General features: G+C 26.8%; 20 protein-coding genes and 2 tRNA genes. 9 read left to right on the top strand and 13 right to left on the bottom strand.

The features are described 5' to 3' along the window. Window positions 1-627: 627 nt before the first annotated feature. Together Q1X91_RS04150 and Q1X91_RS04145 are read right to left on the bottom strand one after the other, a co-directional pair. Window positions 628-1,584 carry a phosphatidylglycerol lysyltransferase domain-containing protein gene (locus Q1X91_RS04150; RefSeq protein ID WP_300753650.1) on the bottom strand — a complete coding sequence of 319 codons (957 nt, stop codon included), beginning with the start codon at window positions 1,582-1,584 and terminating at the stop codon, window positions 628-630. Between the two features lie 69 nt (window positions 1,585-1,653). Continuing rightward, complete coding sequence (locus Q1X91_RS04145; protein ID WP_300753648.1) at window positions 1,654-2,205, bottom strand: flavodoxin family protein; 552 nt, start codon at window positions 2,203-2,205, stop codon at window positions 1,654-1,656. Between the two features lie 121 nt (window positions 2,206-2,326). Here Q1X91_RS04145 and Q1X91_RS04140 point away from each other — a divergent pair, with 121 nt between their 5' ends. Continuing rightward, window positions 2,327-2,659 (top strand): helix-turn-helix domain-containing protein, encoded by a 333-nt coding sequence (locus Q1X91_RS04140; protein WP_096736318.1) that lies wholly within the window; start codon window positions 2,327-2,329, stop codon window positions 2,657-2,659. On the opposite strand, the gene Q1X91_RS04135 is transcribed toward Q1X91_RS04140, so the two are convergent. Both Q1X91_RS04135 and Q1X91_RS04130 read right to left on the bottom strand, forming a co-directional pair. Beyond that, the gene (locus Q1X91_RS04135) at window positions 2,660-3,193 is read right to left on the bottom strand and encodes an SRPBCC family protein (RefSeq protein WP_300753647.1); all 534 of its coding nucleotides are present in this window, start codon (window positions 3,191-3,193) and stop codon (window positions 2,660-2,662) included. It abuts the gene before it with no gap. After that, complete coding sequence (locus Q1X91_RS04130) at window positions 3,193-4,500, bottom strand: AI-2E family transporter (RefSeq protein WP_300753645.1); 1,308 nt, start codon at window positions 4,498-4,500, stop codon at window positions 3,193-3,195. Before Q1X91_RS04130 ends, Q1X91_RS04135 begins: the two co-directional genes overlap by 1 nt. A 152-nt stretch (window positions 4,501-4,652) precedes the next feature. Here Q1X91_RS04130 and Q1X91_RS04125 point away from each other — a divergent pair. From Q1X91_RS04125 to Q1X91_RS04115, 3 genes are all read left to right on the top strand, one after another. Continuing rightward, a tRNA-Ile gene (locus tag Q1X91_RS04125) sits at window positions 4,653-4,726 on the top strand. A 29-nt stretch (window positions 4,727-4,755) separates the two neighbouring features. Next, a tRNA-Ala gene (locus tag Q1X91_RS04120) sits at window positions 4,756-4,829 on the top strand. 100 nt (window positions 4,830-4,929) lie between these two features. Beyond that, window positions 4,930-5,283 (top strand): ankyrin repeat domain-containing protein, encoded by a 354-nt coding sequence (locus Q1X91_RS04115; RefSeq protein WP_300753653.1) that lies wholly within the window; start codon window positions 4,930-4,932, stop codon window positions 5,281-5,283. Between the two features lie 2 nt (window positions 5,284-5,285). Here the strand turns inward: Q1X91_RS04115 and Q1X91_RS04110 are convergent, their stop codons facing one another. From Q1X91_RS04110 to Q1X91_RS04085, 6 genes are all read right to left on the bottom strand, one after another. Beyond that, window positions 5,286-7,046, bottom strand: a complete 1,761-nt coding sequence (locus Q1X91_RS04110) for a hypothetical protein (protein ID WP_300753643.1) — start codon at window positions 7,044-7,046, stop codon at window positions 5,286-5,288. A gap of 102 nt (window positions 7,047-7,148) precedes the next feature. Next, complete coding sequence (locus Q1X91_RS04105; protein ID WP_300753641.1) at window positions 7,149-10,319, bottom strand: efflux RND transporter permease subunit; 3,171 nt, start codon at window positions 10,317-10,319, stop codon at window positions 7,149-7,151. 39 nt (window positions 10,320-10,358) lie between these two features. Beyond that, on the bottom strand, window positions 10,359-11,864 hold the full coding sequence (locus tag Q1X91_RS04100; protein WP_300753639.1) for a TolC family protein: 1,506 nt from the start codon (window positions 11,862-11,864) through the stop codon (window positions 10,359-10,361). 106 nt (window positions 11,865-11,970) lie between these two features. Continuing rightward, on the bottom strand, window positions 11,971-12,693 hold the full coding sequence (locus Q1X91_RS04095) for an NERD domain-containing protein (protein WP_300753637.1): 723 nt from the start codon (window positions 12,691-12,693) through the stop codon (window positions 11,971-11,973). 273 nt (window positions 12,694-12,966) lie between these two features. Further along, window positions 12,967-13,959 carry a hypothetical protein gene (locus Q1X91_RS04090; RefSeq protein ID WP_300753635.1) on the bottom strand — a complete coding sequence of 331 codons (993 nt, stop codon included), beginning with the start codon at window positions 13,957-13,959 and terminating at the stop codon, window positions 12,967-12,969. Between the two features lie 23 nt (window positions 13,960-13,982). Next, a complete protein-coding gene (locus Q1X91_RS04085; RefSeq protein ID WP_300753633.1) occupies window positions 13,983-14,318 on the bottom strand; it encodes a PadR family transcriptional regulator in 336 nt (111 codons plus the stop codon). A 117-nt stretch (window positions 14,319-14,435) separates the two neighbouring features. Between Q1X91_RS04085 and Q1X91_RS04080 the strand changes: the two genes are divergently transcribed. Further along, window positions 14,436-15,011, top strand: coding sequence for a TetR/AcrR family transcriptional regulator (locus Q1X91_RS04080; RefSeq protein WP_300753631.1), 576 nt, complete (start codon window positions 14,436-14,438; stop codon window positions 15,009-15,011). 103 nt (window positions 15,012-15,114) lie between these two features. After that, the gene (locus tag Q1X91_RS04075; protein ID WP_300753629.1) at window positions 15,115-16,116 is read left to right on the top strand and encodes an NAD(P)H-dependent glycerol-3-phosphate dehydrogenase; all 1,002 of its coding nucleotides are present in this window, start codon (window positions 15,115-15,117) and stop codon (window positions 16,114-16,116) included. On the opposite strand, the gene Q1X91_RS04070 is transcribed toward Q1X91_RS04075, so the two are convergent. Then, on the bottom strand, window positions 16,117-16,524 hold the full coding sequence (locus tag Q1X91_RS04070) for a hypothetical protein (RefSeq protein ID WP_300753627.1): 408 nt from the start codon (window positions 16,522-16,524) through the stop codon (window positions 16,117-16,119). Window positions 16,525-16,642: 118 nt separating this feature from the next. On the opposite strand from Q1X91_RS04070, the gene Q1X91_RS04065 reads away from it, so the two are divergent. The 3 genes from Q1X91_RS04065 to Q1X91_RS04055 are packed head-to-tail and all read left to right on the top strand — an operon-like array spanning window position 16,643 to window position 19,848. Then, window positions 16,643-17,701 (top strand): DUF1385 domain-containing protein, encoded by a 1,059-nt coding sequence (locus tag Q1X91_RS04065; RefSeq protein ID WP_300753625.1) that lies wholly within the window; start codon window positions 16,643-16,645, stop codon window positions 17,699-17,701. Beyond that, a complete protein-coding gene (locus Q1X91_RS04060) occupies window positions 17,692-18,819 on the top strand; it encodes a hypothetical protein (RefSeq protein WP_300753623.1) in 1,128 nt (375 codons plus the stop codon). The genes Q1X91_RS04065 and Q1X91_RS04060 overlap by 10 nt, the downstream gene beginning before the upstream one ends. A 12-nt stretch (window positions 18,820-18,831) precedes the next feature. Beyond that, window positions 18,832-19,848, top strand: a complete 1,017-nt coding sequence (locus Q1X91_RS04055) for a WYL domain-containing protein (protein WP_300753621.1) — start codon at window positions 18,832-18,834, stop codon at window positions 19,846-19,848. Between the two features lie 78 nt (window positions 19,849-19,926). Here Q1X91_RS04055 and Q1X91_RS04050 read toward each other — a convergent pair whose 3' ends face one another. After that, the gene (locus tag Q1X91_RS04050; RefSeq protein ID WP_300753619.1) at window positions 19,927-22,014 is read right to left on the bottom strand and encodes a glutamine synthetase III; all 2,088 of its coding nucleotides are present in this window, start codon (window positions 22,012-22,014) and stop codon (window positions 19,927-19,929) included. Between the two features lie 132 nt (window positions 22,015-22,146). After that, window positions 22,147-22,965, bottom strand: coding sequence for a hypothetical protein (locus Q1X91_RS04045; RefSeq protein WP_300753618.1), 819 nt, complete (start codon window positions 22,963-22,965; stop codon window positions 22,147-22,149). Window position 22,966: the final 1 nt, after the last annotated feature.

The raw sequence follows: 22,966 nt of genomic DNA, 5'->3' as shown, positions 1-22,966 counted from the left end.
AAAAATTCTTAAGTTTGTCAATTTTTTTATTGTTCTTTTTCCCGCCGCAAAAAGAACCAAAAAGTGCAAGTATTAAAATTATTATTAAATCGTACTAATCATGTTTTATATGTAGGATAAATTACTAAATTCAGTGTAAAATGTGCCTTTTTGCTTCTTTGTGGCAACAAAAGAAGTGGGGTGTGGGGGCTAGTCCCCACAAATACTAAAATTTAAAAATTTATTTTTTGACAAATCATATTTGTTTAGGTATATACTAAAAATTTTTAAGTTTATCAATTTTTTATTGTTCTTTTTCCCGCCGCACGCCATACTTAACAGTACTTCCTTCGGTCGCAGGCGGACAGCGTCAAAGAACCTTATATCCTCGACAAGCTCGGATACGCTTCGCGAAAGTGCAAGTGTAAAAATAATACTAAATAGTACTAATTATTTTTTACATGTAGAATAAATTACCAAATTTAGCCTGAAATATAGCCTTTCGCGACTGCGGGCTGTGCCTGCTTCTTTGTGGCACACCGAAGGCGGACAGGCGTCACAAAAGAAGTGGGGGTGTGGGGGCTAGTCCCCACAAATCTGAAATTTAAAAATTTATTTTTGACAAATTATATTTTGTTTAGGTATATATTAAAACTCTGCACAAAAACCTTTATATTTCTCAACATAACCCACTGGATTATACGATAATTTTGCTTTTCTAAGTCCCAAATCTCCTACGTCTTGTTCTCTATTAACGAATTTAAATCTTTCATAATCGCTTACATAATTTTTTAAATTTTCTAAGAACATTCTGTTTATAGCCTGATAAGTACCTTTATAATTTCTGTCTCCTCTTTCAGAATGCACTACTATTGTATCTCTCATACTCAAATCAGCTATTGTATAGGCTGCCACTTTCTTATCAACGTATATAGCACCGCCTGATATATTGTTTATAATATCCCAATTATCAAGTAAAGTTTTTATCATTATTGTATCAGCTTCTGCTCTGACTTCATGAGATAATAATTTATTACTTTCAAAGGTTTCGCATTCTTCAGCATTATTTTGAGATGCATCATTATTTTTCTTTTCTTCTTCTTCCCATTTGGCTTCAAAATCGAGTATATCTTTTACAATAGTTTTATCTATAGGTTTGTACTCAAAATCATTTTTTATAAATTGATTATACAGATTCTTTTTATTATGGAATTTTTTTCCTGAAAGTGTAACTAGATCATTAAAATCGTATAAATATTCCCATTCATCTCTGCTTTCTTTCACTTTTATTTTAGTAGTTTTCTCCCAAAATAAAGCAAGTTCTTTTGGTATTCTTATAACAGCTTCTCCTGATATTTCACAAGGTCCCATATCATTGCAGAAATCAGTATTAAACCAATCTCCCACAGGTGCCCAGTAAGTAATGTATGGTGATTTCTGTCTTATCCAAACTAATTTTTCTGTAAATGCCCACTCAAGCATATATATATCTTTAAGTCCTAGAAGATTCATAAATGTGTAATCTGCTGACTGTTCTGGTGTTATAGAAAAATATTTATGATATAGTTCTTGTTTATCCAAACTAATAGGCTCAAAATTAAGCATATATTTTTATCCTTTTTTTAATTTTATTGACTATATATTATATATTAAAATTCATTAATGTAAATGCTGTCATATCAATTTACCCATTTCAAATGCTTTATTTAATTCTTCCTTTCCTTTAATATCGCCTATATTAAATACTCCTCCTGCTATTAAATATCCTAAATCTTTCCAGCCTAGATAATTCAAAAGATATTTATAATATTCTATAACAGGTTTAGAATTATTTTCATCATTTCCTTCTGCTGCCATAAGCATAATGCATTCTTTGTACGGCGTTTTATAGTTGCTGTCTATTTCTGTAACAGCAAATAATCTGTCTATTGCAGTTTTTAATTGTGCACTGAAAGCCCAATAATACATAGGTGAAGCTAGTACTAATATATCAGCTTCTTTATAGTGAGGGTATATTTTTTGCATATCATCTTTTTGTGTGCAAGGACTTTCTTTATCTTTTCCTCCTTTTAAGCATCCTTTGCATCCATGTATATTCATTTTATCTAAATCGAATTTTATTATATTATTTCCGTTAAGTTTTGCTCCTTTAGTAAACTCTTCTATTAATGCTTTAGTATTACCGTTTGCTCTTGGACTTCCATTTAATATTAGTATTTTTTTCATTTTTGACTCCTTTTACTATAAATTGTTATTGATATTATTATTATAGTATTATATATTAGTATAATCAAGTACTAACAAAAATGTTATATACTAACTGTAAGTAAAGTAAAAGGATAATTTTATGAAAAAAGAGAGTTTAAAAGAAAAATATATGGAAGATACAGGTTTTGCATATACTATGTCATTAATATCTGGTAAGTATAAAATGATAATATTATATATATTGTCAGAATTAAAAGTTGTAAGATATAATGAATTAAAAAGAATAATATCAGGAATATCTCATAAGACACTGAGTTTAACTTTAAAAGAGTTAGAAAAAGACGATTTAGTAACTAGAAAAGAATATCCTCAAATACCTCCTAAAGTAGAGTATAGTCTTTCAAAAAGAGGAAAATCTTTAATACCAATACTAGATGCTATATGTATCTGGGGAGAAAAAAACAGAAAGTAATTAACTGTTTTTATTTTTATTGATAAAGTTTCTTACTCTTCTAAAAAAGTCGTTTTTACCATTCTCATCTATAAGAACATATTTTAGCATAAATCTTAAATATGGGTGGTATACATATAATGTTTCTTTTATAGTCATTCTAGTTCCGCCATTTTCAGCGTCTTCCAGTATATAAGTCCATAAAGCTGTAAATTCGTTTTCAGTTTTTACTATAGATATTTCGCTGTTTTCCACTCTTCTTACTTCTATTAATTCCTGATATGTTCTTCTATTTGAATATGTCTGCATTATTTTAAGTTTATTTCCTTCTAATTTTTCAACACGCACTATGGATATATATTTAAGCCAAGCAGGATAATTTTCATAGTCTATAAGAAGATGATATAATTCATTTCTTGGTATATCAAATACCTGAGTTTTTTCTTTAGAGAAAGAAGGCGGCATTCTTTTTCCTATAACAGTTGGAAGAAATATCATAATCGCCATTAATATAAGCGGTAATATTATAAAGATTGGTATTAAATATAATAACATTATTTTCCTCTTTTAGTTAAAGTATAAAATTTTGAATTATAGTATTTATTAAAAAAGTTCTGAACCACTAATAAAACAATTCCGCAGAACGGTACGGAGAATAATATTCCTAAAAATCCGAATAATACTCCGCCTATAATAGTACTAAACATTACGGCTATAGGGTGTATTTTCACTGATTTTCCAAGTATTTTTGGAGCCATTAAACCAGAATCTAGTATCTGCACAAAGCCGAATATTATGCACATTTTTAATGCTCCATGCCACCATATATTTTCTGTAATAATACCCGCTAATAGGGCAGTTATAAATGCAGCAAATGGTCCTATAAAAGGTATATAGTTAAGAAGCCCTCTCAATAAAGCTAAAATAAAAGCGTATTTTGTATTAGTTACAGATAAAAGTATATAGCTTATTATAAAAAATGAGAGAGCAAGTATTGTCATTCCTCTTACATAACCATTAATAATAGAATTAGATTTTTTTATTATTTCGTTTACAGAAGTCTGCCATCTCATAGGTATTATTTTTATAATTTTGGATTTGATATTTTGAAAATCCAGCATCAAATAAAAAGTAACAAAAGGAAGTATTACAAAATATGAAAATATTACACTAAATATTGTAGTTAAACTCGAAATATTCTGAAATCTGAAATCTATCATTTTTTTATATATTAGAGTGAATATTCCATCGCTTCCAAATAGAAAATTTTTTATAGAAGCAGCATCTATTGCCGTATCAATATCAAAACTTTTTCCTATGGATCTGTTTAATTTATCTGATATTGAAATTAATAATGATGAAATAGAGTTATATATTTTATCTACATACTGCGGAAGACTTCTTAATATTACTTCCATCTCTTCTATAGTTCTAGGAAGAATAAATACAAAAAATATTACAGCGATTATAATAAGAGGAATAAAAATAAAAAGCACAGCTGCTATTCTAGGAATTTTTTTCTGCATTTTTGTTATAAGAGGATCGAACATATATGCAATAAATATTCCCCATATAAAAGGAGCTACTAAATAACCAGCTTCTCTAATTACCCACAAAGTAAAAAGACATAATATTAAAAATATGGAAGTTTTAGCCCATATATATTTCCAAAAAGGAATTAATGCTGTTATTAGAATAATAAATAATATAATAGGGTTTATAATTCCTCTAATTAAATAGCAAAAATAAAAAAAAGCACTGGATATTATCAAAACTAATAATATCTCTCCGCCGTTTACTAGTATTTTATTATGAGTTAATGAATTATTATTTTTATCTTTATCAAAAAAGTTGTTATTCATAAAATTATTTCTGTATTTTTATTTTCTATATATTATAGTAGAATAAAGTTTTTTACAACATATTTTTAAAAAATATTATTATTTTTTAAAAAAAGACTTGCTATTTTTTTTTATTATGCTATAATCTAATCCATATCGTTGATGATTAAAAAGGGCCTGTAGCTCAGATGGCTAGAGCGTTCGACTGATAATCGAAAGGTCGGTGGTTCAATTCCTCCCAGGCCCACACGCTCAGGTTCTTTACAATACATATACGGGGGTTTAGCTCAGTTTGGGAGAGCGACTGCCTTGCACGCAGTAGGTCGTGGGTTCGATCCCCATAACCTCCACAGCTTTATAAAACTATTCTTAAATATATTTACCTGTTTAAGAATAGTTTTTATTTTATTAACTGTTTTTTATCATTAAAATAAACAGGAGGTATTTATGATGAAAAATATTATACTAATACCATTAATTATAATCTCTGTTTTGTTAATACCATATAACAAACTTTATCCTCTAACTCAAGATGAAGAAACTTTTTTAGATGCTGCTATATTCGGTGATGAAGATGTTATAGAAAAAATTATTGCTAAAAATATTAATGTTAATATACAAGATGATGTAGGAAATACTGCTCTTATATTGGCTTGTATGGAAGGGCATGTAAAAGTTGTAGAGTTATTAATTAAAGCAAATGCTGATAAATCCATAGTAAATAAGCATGGTAATGATGCATTATTTTATGCCAAGCAAAAAAATTATACTGATATAATTAAGTTAATGGAGCAAAATATTTAATTCTAAAAAATTAACTCTTCATTTTCTTCTTCAAGTACATAATTTGTAATAATGATTATTTCATCTTTATTGTCTAGCATACAGTCATTATTCGGATTTATAATAACATCATTGTATCTTTTTACCCCAATGATAATAACCCTTTTTCTAAGCAAGTATAAATAAACATCTTTAAAACTTTTTGATTCATTAAAATAATCAGAGTAGGGCGACATTATTATATCTTTTCCATTTTTACTTAAAAGTCCGTAGAAGATATACAATATATTTGAACTAATAGATGCCTGAGCCATAAGCATACCTATTAATTTACCGCTTACTATGAAATCTCTGACATCATCAGAATATATTAAATTTCTTTTTTGTATAGAGTTTAATAAAGAAAGTATTGCTATATTGAAATTTTCTTTTCTTATAATTTGTCTTATGATTAAAAGTATATTAATGCTTTTTACATCAGTAACATTATCTTCTGATATTAAAACTATTTTTGTAGTATTTTCTTCTTTTAGTTTTTCACGCATAAACTTATATTTATTTTTCTGAGATTTTACCAAGTTGTAGCTAATCATACTCGTATTATGATTTTCCATATATTCAGAAATCTCTTTTATTATTTCATCATATCTGTTCTCTTCGCATATTAATAATATATTATTTTTATATTTTATTATGCTTGGCTTTATATCAGGATATTCTTTTATATTATCATCATTATTGTTTCTTGAAAGTATTACAAGTCTGTTTTCTTTTTTTAATATATAATCATAATTAGGTATTAATAACTGACTTCTATCTTCTTTTGTTATACCTAGAAGTATCATACCTCTTTCAAGATATTTTAAAGCTGCTTCTTCAAATTTAAAGTCATTAAAATCATGATCAGTTTCTATATAAAATACATTGCCGTCATTTGAAAACAAATCTTCATAAACATTGCTAAGTCCAGTATAAATTATGCTCTGAGCTATAAGTTTGTATAATATCTCATATTTATAAATAACATGTATAACGAAATTTTTTTCTTCAATAGATTTTATTATTTCAATAGTATCTTCTTCATGAACTAATACGCATATATTTATTTTTTTATCAAGTTCTTCTTCTTCAACTATCTTTTTTAAAGCTAGAAGTATATTTAATGACTCTGTATCATCATTGTTTATTATTGATATGCTTGAAGATTTTGCTATATTAAGAAGTTTAATATTTTCTATTCTGCTTGCTGATCCTTCTCTTATTATTATATTAGTTTGTTTGCTTCCTTTTATAAATGATATTCTTTTTCTTATTATATCAACATTATGTTCGGATAGTATGATAATAGTTTTTACTTTAGCCATAATAAACTCTTCTACTATAGTTAAAGCCTCTTCACCGTATCCTAATATAATAGCATGATTTTTTTCCATAATAAAAGCATTGCCTTTGCTTAAATTATTAATTCTATCCTGAAGTGCTTTATTAATCATAGCTATAAGAGAGCCCCAGCCGCATACTCCTATAAAAGTTACCATAAGAAAAGTTAATACAATACCAGTGCTGCCGTCTACAGAAGATATATTTCCAGTATCTATAAACTGCATTAAACTGTCCCAAAATGCATCTTTAGGAGGATAATTAAAAAATACTATTATAAATATAGATACTATTAAAAGCAGTATTATTATTGCAAATACCAAAAGAAGTAATTGATAAAGCAGTCCCTTATTAAGCATTCTGTCAATTCTGTATTTTATATATTTAGGTATATCTTTTAACATAAAGCAGCTCATGATTTTATTTATATAAAGATTATACTAGAGTAAATTAAAATTGCAAAATATTTTTTATTAAAAAATATATATAAAAAATAATATATAAAATTATTTCTCATAATTTATTTTTATAAGCTTCAAATCGGCAGATATCATAAATAAAGATGGAAGCAGTATCAATGTCAAAAGTCCAGCAAATAAAAGCCCGTAAGCCATAGACATAACCATAGGCACTATCAAATCAGCACGTCCGCCTATACCATAAACAGTTGGAAGAAGACCGAATATTGTAGTTACAGTTGTTAAAAATATTGCTCTGAATCTGTCTCCTGCACCTTCTACAACAGCATTTAATACATCTTGTTTGTTATGTATATTGCCTCCTTCAAGTATTCTATTTATTAAGTCAACCATTATAATACCATTGTTGACAACAACACCTGCAAGTCCTACTATTCCTACAGCACCTACGAATGACATAGGCATTCTATGAGCTGCAAATCCTAGTATAACTCCAATTATTCCAAAAGGTATTATACCAAGTATCATACAGGGCTGAACAAATTTATTAAACTGAAGAAGAAGTATCACATATATAGCTATTATGGCAATTAAGTATCCCCAAGCTATACCTATTATGGAGCCTCTTGTTTCTTTAACTTCTCCTGCAAACTCTACGCTTATATTAGGATAATCTTTAGCTATAGAATTAAAATAATCCTGCATTGCATAGGTTACTTGTATGGCAGTATTTTTTCCCTGTTCAAGGTCTGCAGTCATAGTTATAGATTTTTTTCCATTATAGTGTCTTATGCTTGACTGATTGTTTGTAATGTATATGTCTGCTATATCTTTTAATTGTATAAGTCTGTAATAGGTATTTGGTATTAAAAGATTATTAAGTACATTAGTGTCATAAGTATATTTTTTATCTAAACGTACTCTAAAGTCCAATTTATTTTCAAACTCCTGTATTGAAGTTGCTACTATTCCAGAATAAGCCGCTCTTAATTCTCTTGCTGCATATGCTACATTCACTCCGAGTTCAGACATTCTGTCATAATCAAATATTACTCTCAATTCTTCCTGTCCTATTTTATCATCATCATCGTAATTGACTACTCCGTCCAAACTCAAAAGATGTTCTTTCATTTTATCTTTTACTTCTTTAACCATAGCAGTATCATTACCTATTATTTTTATATCAACTGCTTTACCAGGGTTTATTGGAAGTTTGGTATTAACTGTGATAAGCTCTAATTCATCTTTTATTCCGCTTTTTTCTATAGCCGCATTTAAATCATCTGCTATATCATAAGCTATTTTTTTTCTGTTATTGGCTGGAACTAAATATATCATAGTGCCTGCAATATTATCCATCTCTTCAGATATCTCTACAGTATTTTTATCTAATTGTTTTCCAAGTAAACTATAAACTGCTATTATATCATTAGTGTTTATTGTTTCATAAATAATATTTTCTACTTTTTGAAGATATTTTTCTGTTTTGTATATAGAACTTCCCACACCAGTATCAATATTAACAACTATAACATCAGCACTTGTATCATAAACTAAAGTAAACTTTGCAAATATTGATTTGGCTATTAAAAGAGTGATGAGAAGTGTAACTATAAAAAATATAAGAACAATATATCTAAACTTTAATGTAAATCTTAAAAACTTAACAAATGGAATTTTTAATTTATCAAATAATTTATCCTTATCAAAATCAAGCGGATTTTTAAAATTAAATCTTTTTCTTTTATGTTCGCCTGTGAGCTCTTCTTTAGTAATCAAGTTATTAGGAAGAAGCAAAACCGCTTGGAAAATACTTACTATTAAAGCAACAATAACAACTCTAGGATACTGATTTATAAGCCTTCCCATAGTACCTGTAACAAATATTATAGGAGCAAATGAGGCAACTGTTGTGAGGGTAGAAACAAGCATAGGCATAAATACTTCTCCTACGGCATTTTTTGTAGCTTCAAGACCTTTTATACCTCTTTGATGATAGTTAAAAATATTTTCTGACACCACTATAGAATTGTCCACTATCATACCAAGTACAGTTATTATGCCTCCGAGAGATATTATATTAAAAGTAATTCCAGAGTATGTCATATAAATAAGAGAAACAGATATAACTATAAGCATTCCAAGCGAAGTAAATATTGCACTCTTAAAATCCAAAAATATAATAAGTATTATAAATATGATTATAAAACCTGTTATAATATTTGAAGACACTGCATTAAGCAAGTCTGTAATAGTTCTAGAGTTATCAGCCATAGGAACTATTTCTATATTGCTTGGAATAGTAGATTTATTTTTTTCAAAATATTGATTAACATTATCAATAGTTTTTAATATATCAGCATCTTCTTTTTTTATTATGTTTATAGAGTATCCATGCTTACTATTAACTCTCATATACACACTTTTATCAACGAATAATTCTTCAACTCTTGCAATATCGCCTATTCTTACAGGCTGTCCATTGAATATAGAACGCACTATAACATTTGTAATAGATAAAGGGTCTTGAAATTGCCCTGTAGTAACAAGAAGTTTATTCTTATCTTCCAAATCATCACTTTCTGATGGCTTCATACTTCCGCTTGTAGAGCGTATATTTCTTAAAGATAATGCCTGTATAATTTCGGTTAATGAAGTATAGTATTCTCTTAATTTATAAGGGTCTGCTAATATTTGTATTTCTGGGTCTGTTCTTCCGTATACTTCTATATTTGCAACTCCGTCTACATATTTTAATTCTTTTTCAAATCTTTTGGATATATCATAGAGTTCTTGTTCGCTTCCTTCTTGTCCTTCTTTAAATCTTATACCTAAATTGTATATAGGCATTCTGTTTGCATTGGCTTCAAAAATTTTTATCTCTGAAACATCTTTTGATACATTAGGAGCATTCTGAAGTCTTCTAAATATTTCATCTTTTACTGGTCTTGAATCTTTTAAATTCATATCTATTCTTATAGTGAGTATTCCTGCATTTTCTATTATTATAGAATAAAACTCATCAATACCTGCTATAGTCTGAAGCTCGTCTTCTATTGGTATCATAGCATATTGTTCAACATCTTCTGGAGAAGCCCCTGGGTATATAACCTGTACTATCATAACGTCAAAGTTTGTAGAAGGAAATGCCTCTTTTTTTATATTAAGATAAGAGTATATTCCAACTGCTAAAGTTATTAAAATGATTACATTAACCAATAATCTGTTTTTTGCAAATAGTTCTATAATTTTATTCATATATTATTTTCCAATCATTTAAATAAAAATTAATTATTCCTAATTACTAAGAAGCACCAGTGAATTATAATCCATAACTGTGCTTATTATCATGTATTCAAGATTAAGAAGTTCCGCTCTTGCCTGTGCTAAATCGAGCCTAGCATTTATTATTTCATCTATAGGTAAACGACCTTGTCTGAATTTAGCATTTTGAGTATTTATCCTTGAAACTATAGCATTAACTTCTAACTTTTTATTTTCAAGCATTTTTTTGTATGCTTCAAATTCATCATAATAAGTACCTATCTGCACATCAAAATCCCTATTAACTCTGTCAAAGTCAGCTGTAACAGCATTCAAAGCAGCATAAGCATCTTCCATTTTGGCTTTTGCATCGCGTCCGCCTATAGGATAAGAAAACATAAGCCCTACAAAATAATCAACATTTGTCATAGTAGAAAAAGATTTAAAATATCCGCTGTCGTCCAAACTAGATAATGATACGCTTCCTACTATTGATAAGTCTGGCAATGCATTATTTTTCATTATAGAGAGTGCATATTCGCTTCTTAATTTTAATTGATATGCCATTTGTCCCTGAGCACTTTCTAAAAAAGGCACTATATCCACTTTGGCATTAATAGAAGTTTCAAGTGTCTGCGTCCAGTCATCTTCGTTTGGTATAATATTTTCTTCTGGTATGAAGAACTTTATATTTCTTATAATTTTTTTAAGCATCAACTCTGATTTATCTTTTGCTTCTATATATTTTAAAGTTTGTCTTCTTGCATTCTGATAGGAGTCATTATCTATAACTCCGCTTGAATATCTTTTATAAACCTGATTTTCAAAACTTTTAGCTTCTCTAATCATAGCATCATACAAAGCTGTTAATTTTCTAGCCATTATCCATTGATAATATATTTTCTGATAAGATGTTAATACGCTGTTATCATCTATCATTCTTTTTAATTTGGCTATTGTAAGCTGATATTCTGCATCTTTTATAGGGTATCTGTCTAGCTTACCAAAAAAGTCTCTTAATATTGGCTGTGCTATTTGTATTTTAATGCTTGGATAATAATATTTAAAATCATTTGTACCCAAGTTTGGCAATTTACCATTAACAGTTCCGAATGGAGTGTCTACAGGCAGTGTAATATCTCCAGTTTTGAAATCACCGAAGAAACTGTCATGTTTGATTTCTACAGACCATCTAGTTCCAGAGTAGGGTATAAGTCCGCTGAAACCTGCACCTATTCTAAAGCCGTTATAATTAAAATCTGAAGCAGGTATAAAACTGTATTCATCAGAATGAGCCTGCTTTCCTATAGCTCCTGCCTGCAGATCAAACTTTACATCTCCTGAGCTTTTTGCTTTTGTCAAATTATTATATGCATTGCTTTCCTGTGAAGCTGTTAATTTCATTTCTGGTATTAATATTTTTATTCTATCCATATATTGGGCATATGGAAGTACTATATTATTATTAGTTTGTGCAAAAATAAAAAAATTAAAAAAAAACGAGTTTAAAATAAGAATATATATCAATTTCCTTAACACTTTCTAACACCTATTAAAAATATTGTATACATTTTATTATTTTTGATTTTTTTATCAAGTACAATAAAATTACTATTGTATGATAAACTACATTTTTTATTTTTTGTTAATTATTTTTCATGGTGAATTTACAATACGGATAATTACTGCATCCATAAAACTTTCCATATTTTCCTTCTTTTAATACTAATTTTCCTTTGCATCTTGGGCATATTCCGCTTCTTATTTCTTTTTTAGTATTATTTATATTTTCTATATGTTTTGAATTGGAAATATCTTTATTGCTTGAAATTAATTTATTATAAATATAATCCATATCTTCAGAAGTATAATTAGTGCCGTCATTAAAATTATTAAGATAAGTTTTTAAATCTATTAAATTTACAACATTATCAATATTTATTGTATCAGTATTATTTTGAGTAAATACAATTAATGAATTTATATTATACTTATTTTCTAATATTTTTTTTAAATGGAATATATGAGATTTATTTTGTTTTATCGGATTATAAAAATAATTCCTTTTACCTCTTCTTAAACATTGAGTCCATTTATTATTATTTTCACTGCCAAATATTAATCCGCTATAGTTTTTAGTTTCTATGCAAAATATACCATTTGACCTTATTTCTATATGATCTATTTGATGGCTTTTTCCATTTTCATCAACTATTACCAAATTATTTATTTGTTTATGTTCTGTTTTACCAAAAAAATATGGATTTAAAGCATTATCTACTTCTAGTTCTCCAATTTTTCCTTTAAGAGAATCACCATAAAATATATTTCCAAGAATTTTATGTATTATATAATTAAATAAGCCCATATTTATAAACCTTATAATAAAATATAAAACTATAATTATTATAAATAATAACAGTTATTTAACAACAATTAAATATATTTTTATTCAAAAAAAATTTAATATTTAAATATTAATTTTTTTGACAGATTTTATTTTTATTGTAATATTATTTTTGAATAACTTATCTTATTTATAAAATATGAAAATATTTACAGTAGTTTGCTTAATAATAAATGATTTTACAATTTAGCATTTATATAAATTTTTTATTATAATATTATAGTCTTGCATATATTAGCCTTTATATGCAAGGCTATTTTTTAGTTTTAATATAACATATATACTATCAATCAGCAAAGCAAATAATATAAATATTAAACAAAATAACTGAAAATTATTAAATATATTGAAAGCAATAAAATTGTCTGATTCTAATTTTGTTAATGTATTTATAAAATTATTATTAATTACATTGTATGATAATAGCCATAATGATGAAACAATAGCAGATACTATATCAATACTAATAAAAAATGTATATGTCTTTTTATTATAAGCATTTGAAAACATTTTTATAATTTCTCTTGATATAAGCATTAAAATAAATATCAAAGGAAATAAAAAAGTATCTTTTATAATATCTGTATTAAAGAATGCCAAATACTCATTATCTATTTTTATTGAAAATAAATTTGGAGATAATAATAAAAGTAATAAAAATATAATTGCTGCTGATATTTTAATAATTGAAGTATTGAAATTTATTTTTTTATTAGGAGGTTTTTGAAGATTATCAAAATCTATTGCAATGCTTGAAATATCAATATTCTTATTTGAAATAAATAAAAATATTAACGTTACAAATGAAAATGCCAATAATAATGCCGTAAAAATATTGCTTGCTATATTAAGCAAATTTAAAGCTTCATTATTTATAAATATATTTATTATTGATGCAGATATTATTCCAATCAATGTTGAAGATAATACTATTTTTAATAAAAGTTTATAATATATATAATATGGATATCCTATTAAACATTTATTGTAATCATTATTATATTTACATCCTATTTCATAAGGATTTCCAATTTCCATTAAAATATTTTTTATATCATTTATTTTATACCCTGAGTTTGAAAATCTCTCTTTTATTATATCATCAATAAGAGTTCTTATTTCATTTGAAACATCTTCTTTTATTTTATCAGGCATTGCTTTTGTAACGGTATAAATATATCTTTCAATAAGATATTCTGCTTTTTTATTTTCTTTATTTTCAATCATATAAACTCCTATTATTAAACAATTTATTCATCTATAATTTTATTAACACTAGATGAAAATTTTTTCCAATGATTAATAGATTTTTTTAAAACTTCTTTTCCATATTCTGTTATAGAATAATATTTTCTCGGCTTATCTTCTTTAGTATTCCATTCACTTTTTAAAAGCCGCTGATTCTCTAATCTTCTTAAAAGAGGGTATAAAGTATTAGCTTCAATAGTGATGCCGTTTTCTTTTAACTTAGTTATCAAATTATATCCGTATTCTTCTTTTTTTAATTGACTAAGTACAACTATTATCAATATTCCGCGTCTCAATTCCTGCATCAAATTTGATACTATATCATCATGATTCAACATTAAATCCTTTATATATTGTATTACGTATTATACTATGTAATACACAATATATCAATATATTAAATAAATTTTATTTAATAACTTTATTTTTATTCTAAAATATGGCATACTTTATAAATGAGAAAAGAAAAAAAGATTAAAAAAGATTTAAGAATAATAAAAACTCAAAAACTTTTAAAAGAAGCATTGCTTGAACTTTTAAAAAGCAATTCATTAAAAGATATAAGCGTAACAGAGATATGCGAAAAAGCACTAGTGAATAGAGTGACATTTTATGATCATTTTAATAATAAAGAAGAACTTTTAAACTCTATTATAGATGACATAAAAGAGGACATTATAAAAGAATTGAGGAAAGATAATTCTATATATGATTTTAAAAAGAACTATAGAAAAATATTAGAAAAAGTTATTAATTACTTTGATGATAATAGGCAGTATTTTAATGTATCATTAATAGATTCTAATAATACATTATTATTTGTTTCATCGCTTTATAGGATATTTTTAGAATATTTAGATGAAACTATGAAAAGCGAAAATACTGAAAATACAAAAATTATGTCTCAGTTTTTTTCTGGTGCTTTGGTTTCTGTGATACTTTGCTGGGTGAAAGATGAAAATAATAAAAAAATAAAAAAAGAAGATTTGCTTAATAATATATGCATTTTACTTGAAAAATCTTTTAAATAAAATATAATAAGTTTACATAATATTTTTACAATTATATATTGATAATAGTTATTTTTTATATATACTAATATATACTATATTATAAAATGAAATAGGGCAGATTATGGCAAATGTAGGTATTATAGGTGCAGGCGGTTGGGGACTTGCTCTTGCAAATATTTTTTCTGAAAAACACAATATTAAAGTATGGGTTCATAGTGAAGAAAGCTATAAACTATTAAGTACAACTCATAGAAATGATAATTATCTTAAAAATATAGAATTAAATAAAAATATAAACTTCACAATGGATGCGGGAGAAGCTGTTAATGATAATGAAATAATCATAATAGTAACTCCGTCATTTGCATTTGCTGAAGCTTGTACAAATATAGAGCCTTATATAAGCAGTGATCAAATACTTGTATCAGCAACTAAAGGGCTTGATAGGAAAACGGGCAAAACTATGAGCGAAGTGGCTAGAAGCATTATATCAGGCGATTTATCAATACTTACACTTTCAGGACCATCTCATGCTGAAGAGGCTGCTAAAGGAGTGCCTACTGCAGTAGTTGTTGGAGGTGAAAAAGGCGTTTCTGAATATGTGAGAGATACTTTGACTGTTCCTCCCAAATTTAGAATATACAATTCTACAGATCAGAAAGGTGTTGAAATAGGAGGGGCTTTAAAAAACATTATAGCAATTGCAGGCGGTATAGTAGACGGACTTCATCTTGGAGATAATACAAAAGCTGCTCTTATAACAAGAGGACTTCATGAGATAGTAAGATTTGCTTTGAGTAAAGGGGCTAGAATAGACACTATGTACGGACTTTCTGGAATAGGGGATTTAATAGTTACTTGTTCAAGTTCTTTAAGCAGAAACAATAGGCTTGGTAGAGAATTAGCTAAAGGTAAAAAATATGAAGATGTGATAGCTGAAAATCACGGTCAGGTGGCAGAAGGTGTATATGCTGCAACTGCTGCTTATGAGTATGCTCAGAAAAATAATATTTACATGCCTATAACAGAAGCTATATACAATATACTTTTTAATAATGCTGATATACAAAATACTTTAACAGAACTTATGAGTAAAGATGCAAAAAGCGAAGGATTTTTTTAATTAAATTTTATCCATATCAAGAGACTGCTGAACTACGCCTTTTAATATTACAGAAGCTTTAGCATTATCTAAATCTTGAAATTCTAGTATTACATGAGTTATATTGTCTATATCTAATCTGAATTTTTTAGCCTCTGAATCAGGATCCCCAACTTTTACAATACCTCTGTAAACCATCCAACCTTTTAATACTACATTAGCATATCCGTTTTCTTTTAAATCTACATTAAATGTGAAGTAAGGACTTTTACTTTTATAATATCCAGCTCTGTCTTTTAATGTAATAGCTTTAGGTATAGAAGTAGTTTCTTTATTATGCACTTCTTCTGATACAGCGGACATTTGAGTATTGGTGCTTTTACAGGATATAAAAGCTAATATTAGAAAAATAATCAGTATATATTTCATACTATATAATATATAAATTATTTCTATAAATTCAAGATTTTTTTATACTTGAAAGAATATAATATTTAATATATTATATATCTACTTTAATATTAAAATGAATAAGGATATGCATTTGATGAAAAAACAATTAGATGAAAATAGAATTAAAGAAGGTGTAGGCGGTCAGGCTGTAATAGAAGGTATAATGCTTAGAAACAAAAGCCATTATGTAGTTGCAGTAAGAAAGCCAGATAAACAGATAGATTTTATAAAAGCATCTATTGACGAAAATAAAAACAGCCTAACTAAAATGCCTTTCATAAGAGGCGTTGTAAACTTTGTAGATATGATGAAATTAGGATATAAGACTTTGGTATTCTCAGCAAATACTGCAGGACTTGAAGAAGATAATAATAAAAAAGATGCAAACAAATCAAATACTCAAAAAAATGATAGTTTAGCTATGACTTTAAGTATGCTTGTTTCTTTGGCTTTTGCTGTAGGACTTTTTATAGCTTTGCCTTATTTTATAACTACACTTATAGGAATAAATGAGAAAGAACATTTTGTTATTTTTAATTTGGCAAGAGGTGCTATAAAATTAGCTATATTTGTATTATATTTGCTTGTAATATCATTTTTTAAAGATATAAAAAGAGTATTTGAATATCATGGAGCAGAACATATGGTTGTTAATGCCTATGAACATGGACTTGACCCTGATACTGGAAATATAAGAGATTATACTACTATACACCCTAGATGCGGTACTACTTTTATGTTTTTGGTATTAACAGTTTCAATTCTGCTTTATATGTTCACAAGTTATTTTGTATATACATATATATATGCTTCTTATACTCCTCCTAAAATAATAGGAAATTTAACTGTTTTGGCTATTAATATATTGCTTCTTCCTATTGTTTCTGGTATATCTTATGAGATATTAAAATTGGGTTTTAGATTTTATAATTTCCCTCTTATGAGACTTGCTATATTACCGGGACTTTTACTCCAGAAAATCACTACTAGAAGACCTCAGGACGATGAAATAGAGGTGGCATTATTTGCATTAAGTAAATTATTGGATACATCTGTAGAAAACAGAACTGAAGAAGAAGTGCAGGCAGATATAAAAGCTAGTTTAGAAAATAATAATACAAATAATACAACAGAAGAAAAACTATGCATATAAAAAAACGTCTTATAGCAAAAGATGATTATTATGAATATTCTTCAAGCTATATAAGAAAATATATTGTTATAATCGCTATAGCTTTATTTTGTTTACTCTTTACAATTATATTTATACAGGTAAATTATAGAAGTGTACCAGAGAAATCATATATGAGAAATGATACTCCAGTATTAGATGTTAATAATCCTATAATAACTAATAATAACGGAATATATTATACTGGTGATTTTGAGAGTATTCCTAAATCTATTCAAATTAATGAAGATATGGTTGAAAACCTGTATTTATATTTATTTCATGATAATCATATAATATTTTGGAAGCTTTACAAATATAACTTAAAAAGGTATTTTTCATATTATGCCTTTAATATATTAGACGGAGATTCTCAGTCATTTATTATTAAAGAAGATGAAAAAGATTATTTAGATTTTTATGATAATTTTATACGTGCTCAGTTTAGAAAGAGCATTGGAGAATTATCTTTAGAAATACCTAACTTCTATAATACAAAACTCAATTTGAAAACTTCCATAGATAATATAATAGACACTGAATTCTCTTTTAAGTTTACTAATTTTAGTGCATCTATGGTGAATTGGGCTGGAAACAGAGCTTTGTATGTATCTTTTTATTATGGACTTCCGTCTGGATATTTAGTTGTACCAGGAAGTGAGAACTCTATAACTGATACAAGTTCTGTTTTGGCAATTAATACTGTAGGTAAAAATCCTTCAAGATATACCCATAATGTAATAGCAGCGTTGGCATATACATCATACAATACTGACCCTATACCAATTTTTATTTATGACAGCAAACCTCAGTCTCAGAATTCAAGAATGGTTAAATTTCTATTTAAAAATAAATGGCATATATATAAAAATTTTGATTCTCATGAATATAAAGATGTTATAGATTATTATTCAAAAGAGGAAGGCTTCAGTTTTGTATTCACTGTTACAAGTAATTATTTATATGATGATTTTGGCGGATTCAAAAAAATAGATTTTGAAACTACAAAGGGAGTAATAGACGGATATTTTACTGTAGAAAATGAGCAGTTCAAAATTAATGGAAATGCTGTAAAAGAGTTTGTTCATAGTGTGTTTTAATATGGGGGAAATATGACAGAAAATAAAAAGTTTGTAAGATTATTTGAAATATATACTTCTTTGATACTAGATGGTTTTATATTAAAAAATAAATTTGTAGATGACAATAACATGTCAAAAAGAACTCTTTTGAGAGATATAAAAGAAATAGAAAAATATCTTAGAATAGAATTAAAATCAGAAAAAGATAAATACGTTATAAGCTCTTCAGATTTGAAAAAAATAAAAAAAGGCTTTAACTTTGATGATAATATCAAAAAAAATGTAGATATATTATTTTCTATTTTTATTAAAAAAGTTAGTGCCAATTTATCTCTCATACCACGTTCTACAGTATCAAAATTATTACCTCAAAATATAGACGATGATTATTATGATGTTATATTAATAGCAAGCAATGATATTAATAATATATCAGGCGACAGTGAAAATATAGATAAACTGCTTTCATTTGCTAAGGATTTAAATGATATAAGTTTTGACTATTATATGGAAAGTGCTAAAAGCAGTTTTAGAGTAGAGGCTGCTGCTTATCTTATTTATTATTTTCAAGGTATATGGTATTTGGTTGCTAATGATAATAAAAAAGATAAAATAAAGACTTATATTATCAATAATATATCAAATATTAGTGTAATCAAAAAAATTAAGTTTACCAATAAAAAAGAGAAAGAAGAATATGATAATCAATACAAAATAAGATCTGAAAAGAGGGATAAATTAATTAAACATTTAGAGAGTAAGAGAAGTATATATTGGAATGAAGATAAGATAGTAAAAACTTTGGTTAAATTTAATTCTAATGTTGCTCATTATTTTAAGAATAGGGATTACGGATTTAATCAAAAAATAAAAACTGAACTTGAAGATGGTTCTGTATTAATTAATTTTGATTTTTCATCTTTTACAGAATTAAGAATATTTTTAAGTCCTTGGTTAGGTTCTTTTAAAATAATATCTCCAGAAAAATTTAATAAAGAGTTTATAGAACATTTGAATAATGCTTTATCTGTAATGCAAAGTGAATAAAAAACAATTTACATTATAAATATAAAAAATCAGGTATAAATATATTTAATAATTATACCTGATTTTGTTATTTACAGTTTATGATAAACTATAAAGCATATCTCCGTAAGTTGGAAGTTTCCAATATTTTTTAGAAACAGTTCTTTCTAATTCATCTATTGTAACTCTCATATCTTCCAAGCATGCAAATATTTTATCTCTTGAAAAATTAGCAGCTTTTGATACATCAGTAATCTTTTTACATTCTGCAATGTACTCTTCTAATTTTGCCAATTTACTGTATAAATCTGAAATAAGTTTATTAAGTTTATTAATTAAATCACTTTCAACATCAAAGTTTACTTTTAAATTATTTTTCTTATCAGCTATATTAGCAAGCTCTCCAGTATATTCTATAGAAGAAGGAAGTATATGCTTATAAACCATATCTGTTAATGTAAGAGCTTCAATATTAATTTCTTTTACATATTCTTCCATTCCTATTTCATATCTTGAACGTATTTCAGCTTCTGTAAGTACTTTATGTTTGGTTAATACATCTATATTTTTTTGAGATATAAAATGAGGCAATGCTTCCGGAGTAGTTTTTAGATTAAATAATCCTCTTTTTTCAGCTTCTTTAACCCATTCATCTGAATAGTTGTTTCCATTATAAATTATTCTTTTATGTTTTTTAATAGTATCTCTTATAAGTTCGTCTAAATCTTTTTCAAAATTTGAAGATTTTTCTAATATATCAGCAAACTGTGATAAAGCCTCAGCAACTATAGTGTTTAATATGATATTAGGTCCTGATACTGAAAGACTTGAACCTACCATTCTAAACTCAAATTTATTTCCAGTGAATGCTAAAGGAGATGTTCTGTTTCTGTCAGTTGAATCTTTTGTAAGTCTTGCTAAAGAATTAACTCCCATTTCCATTTCAACTTTTGCTTTTCCTTCATAGTCTTTAGAATGTTCCATAGACTCGAGTATTTCAGTTAATTCATCGCCAAGAAACATTGATATAATAGCAGGAGGAGCTTCAGAAGCACCAAGTCTATGATCATTACTTGCACTTGCAGTTGTAACTCTAAGTAAATCCTGATATTCATCAACAGCTTTTATAATAGCTACTAAAAATAATAAAAATTGTTTATTTTTTGCAGGATTATCTGTAGGGTCTAATAGATTCATACCTGTATCTGTTGCTATAGACCAGTTATTATGTTTACCGCTTCCATTTACGCCTGAAAAAGGTTTTTCATGAAGTATGCAAGCTAAATTATGTTTTTCAGCTATTACCTTCATAAGCTCCATTGTAATTTGATTCTGATCAGTAGCCATATTTGTAATAGTAAACTCTGGTGCTAATTCATACTGACCTGGTGCTACCTCATTATGTTCTGTTTTAGCAACTATACCAAGTTTCCAAAGTTCAATATCAAGTTCTTTCATAAACTCTAATACTCTAGGTTTAATAGCACCAAAATAATGATCTTCTAATTCCTGACCTTTAGGAGGGCAAGCACCGAATAATGTTCTTTTACAGTATCTTAAATCAGGTCTTTGTAAATATAATTCTCTGTCTATTAAAAAATATTCCTGTTCTGCACCAACAGTTGTAAATACTCTATTAATGTTATTATGACCAAAAAGTTTTAATATTCTTTTTGTCTCTTTTTCTATGACCTGCATTGAACGAAGTAGGGGAGTTTTTTTATCTAAAGACTCACCGCTATATGAGCAAAAAGCACTAGGTATACATAAAGTATCATCTTTAATAAAAGCATAAGAAGTAGGATCCCAAGCTGTATATCCTCTAGCTTCAAATGTAGCTCTTAAACCTCCTGAAGGAAAACTAGAAGCATCTGGTTCGCTTTGAACTAATTCTTTACCAGTAAACTCCATACGTGTGGCACCATCATCTGTTTGAGCTATGAAGCTGGTATGTTTTTCTGCTGTTACACCAGTCATAGGCTGAAACCAATGTGTAAAATGTGTAGCACCTTTCTCTATAGCCCATTCTTTCATGGCATGAGCTACAACATTGGCAACTTCTAAGTTTAAACGTTCTCCATTTTTGATAGTTTTTATAAGTTTTTTATAAATGTCTTTAGGTAGCTTATCTTTCATGACATTATCATTAAAAACCATACTGCCAAAAATTTCTGGTATTTTTTTCATTCTATTTTCTCCTAGAAAATTTTATTATAAAATAAAAAATTATAATATAAGTTAATTATTATATCATTAGTAAAAATTAATTCAATATTACTATTAGTAGTTATTAAAGAAAAATAAGGAAAAAATCATTTTTTACATGCTTTCATGTATAATTTGTTTTATTTTATACAAAGCCTTAAGAATTTCTTTTCTGTGCAAATTATTTTTAATAGAAAACAAAACTTTAATATCATTAATCTCAGAAAGCGACATATAATCATCACTGGCTATTTTTTCATAAATATAATCTATAGCTTTTAATATAGCCTCATCATAATCATTAAATTTAAAATACTCATTTGGAAGATTCCATATAAGAGCTTCTATGATGTTTGGAGATAATTCATTCATAGATTTAATTTCACTAGAAAAATTTAAAAATATGTATTTAAATATTTTTATTAAATTAATAAAATTAGTTCCGCATTCCTGCTCTTTCTTATCAAAATTTTTATTATCAAGTTTAGGATAGAATATATTATTTTTACCATTAGAATCAGTAATCATAGCTCCTTCAATATTATTCTCATCTATATTTTTAAAAGAGGGTAGGAGCACTATTTTTTCATTTTCATATTCTAATATTAAATAGTATGATATTTCATTAATTTTAGTTTGATATGTATTATTTTTATTAATTAAATCCAATATTGAAAGTTTGAATTTTCTAGTGTCTGTCATACCATCTGTATCATTTAATATTAGGTATACATTAAGATATTCCATATAGTTTACATCAGTACGGTTTCTTTTTGCACCAGAAGCTAAAATGGATATATTATTAAATGATTTGTGAGGAGATATTAATTTTGATATTAAATCTAATTTTAAATCTATTTTATAATATGGGTAGATAGTTGAATTACCTACCCATTTATTTATATATTCATATAAATCTATATTTTGTTTCATT

The organism is uncultured Brachyspira sp. (assembly GCF_949287625.1).
Classification (GTDB): Bacteria; Spirochaetota; Brachyspiria; order Brachyspirales; family Brachyspiraceae; genus Brachyspira.
This window is presented reverse-complemented; position numbering and strand designations above follow the sequence as displayed.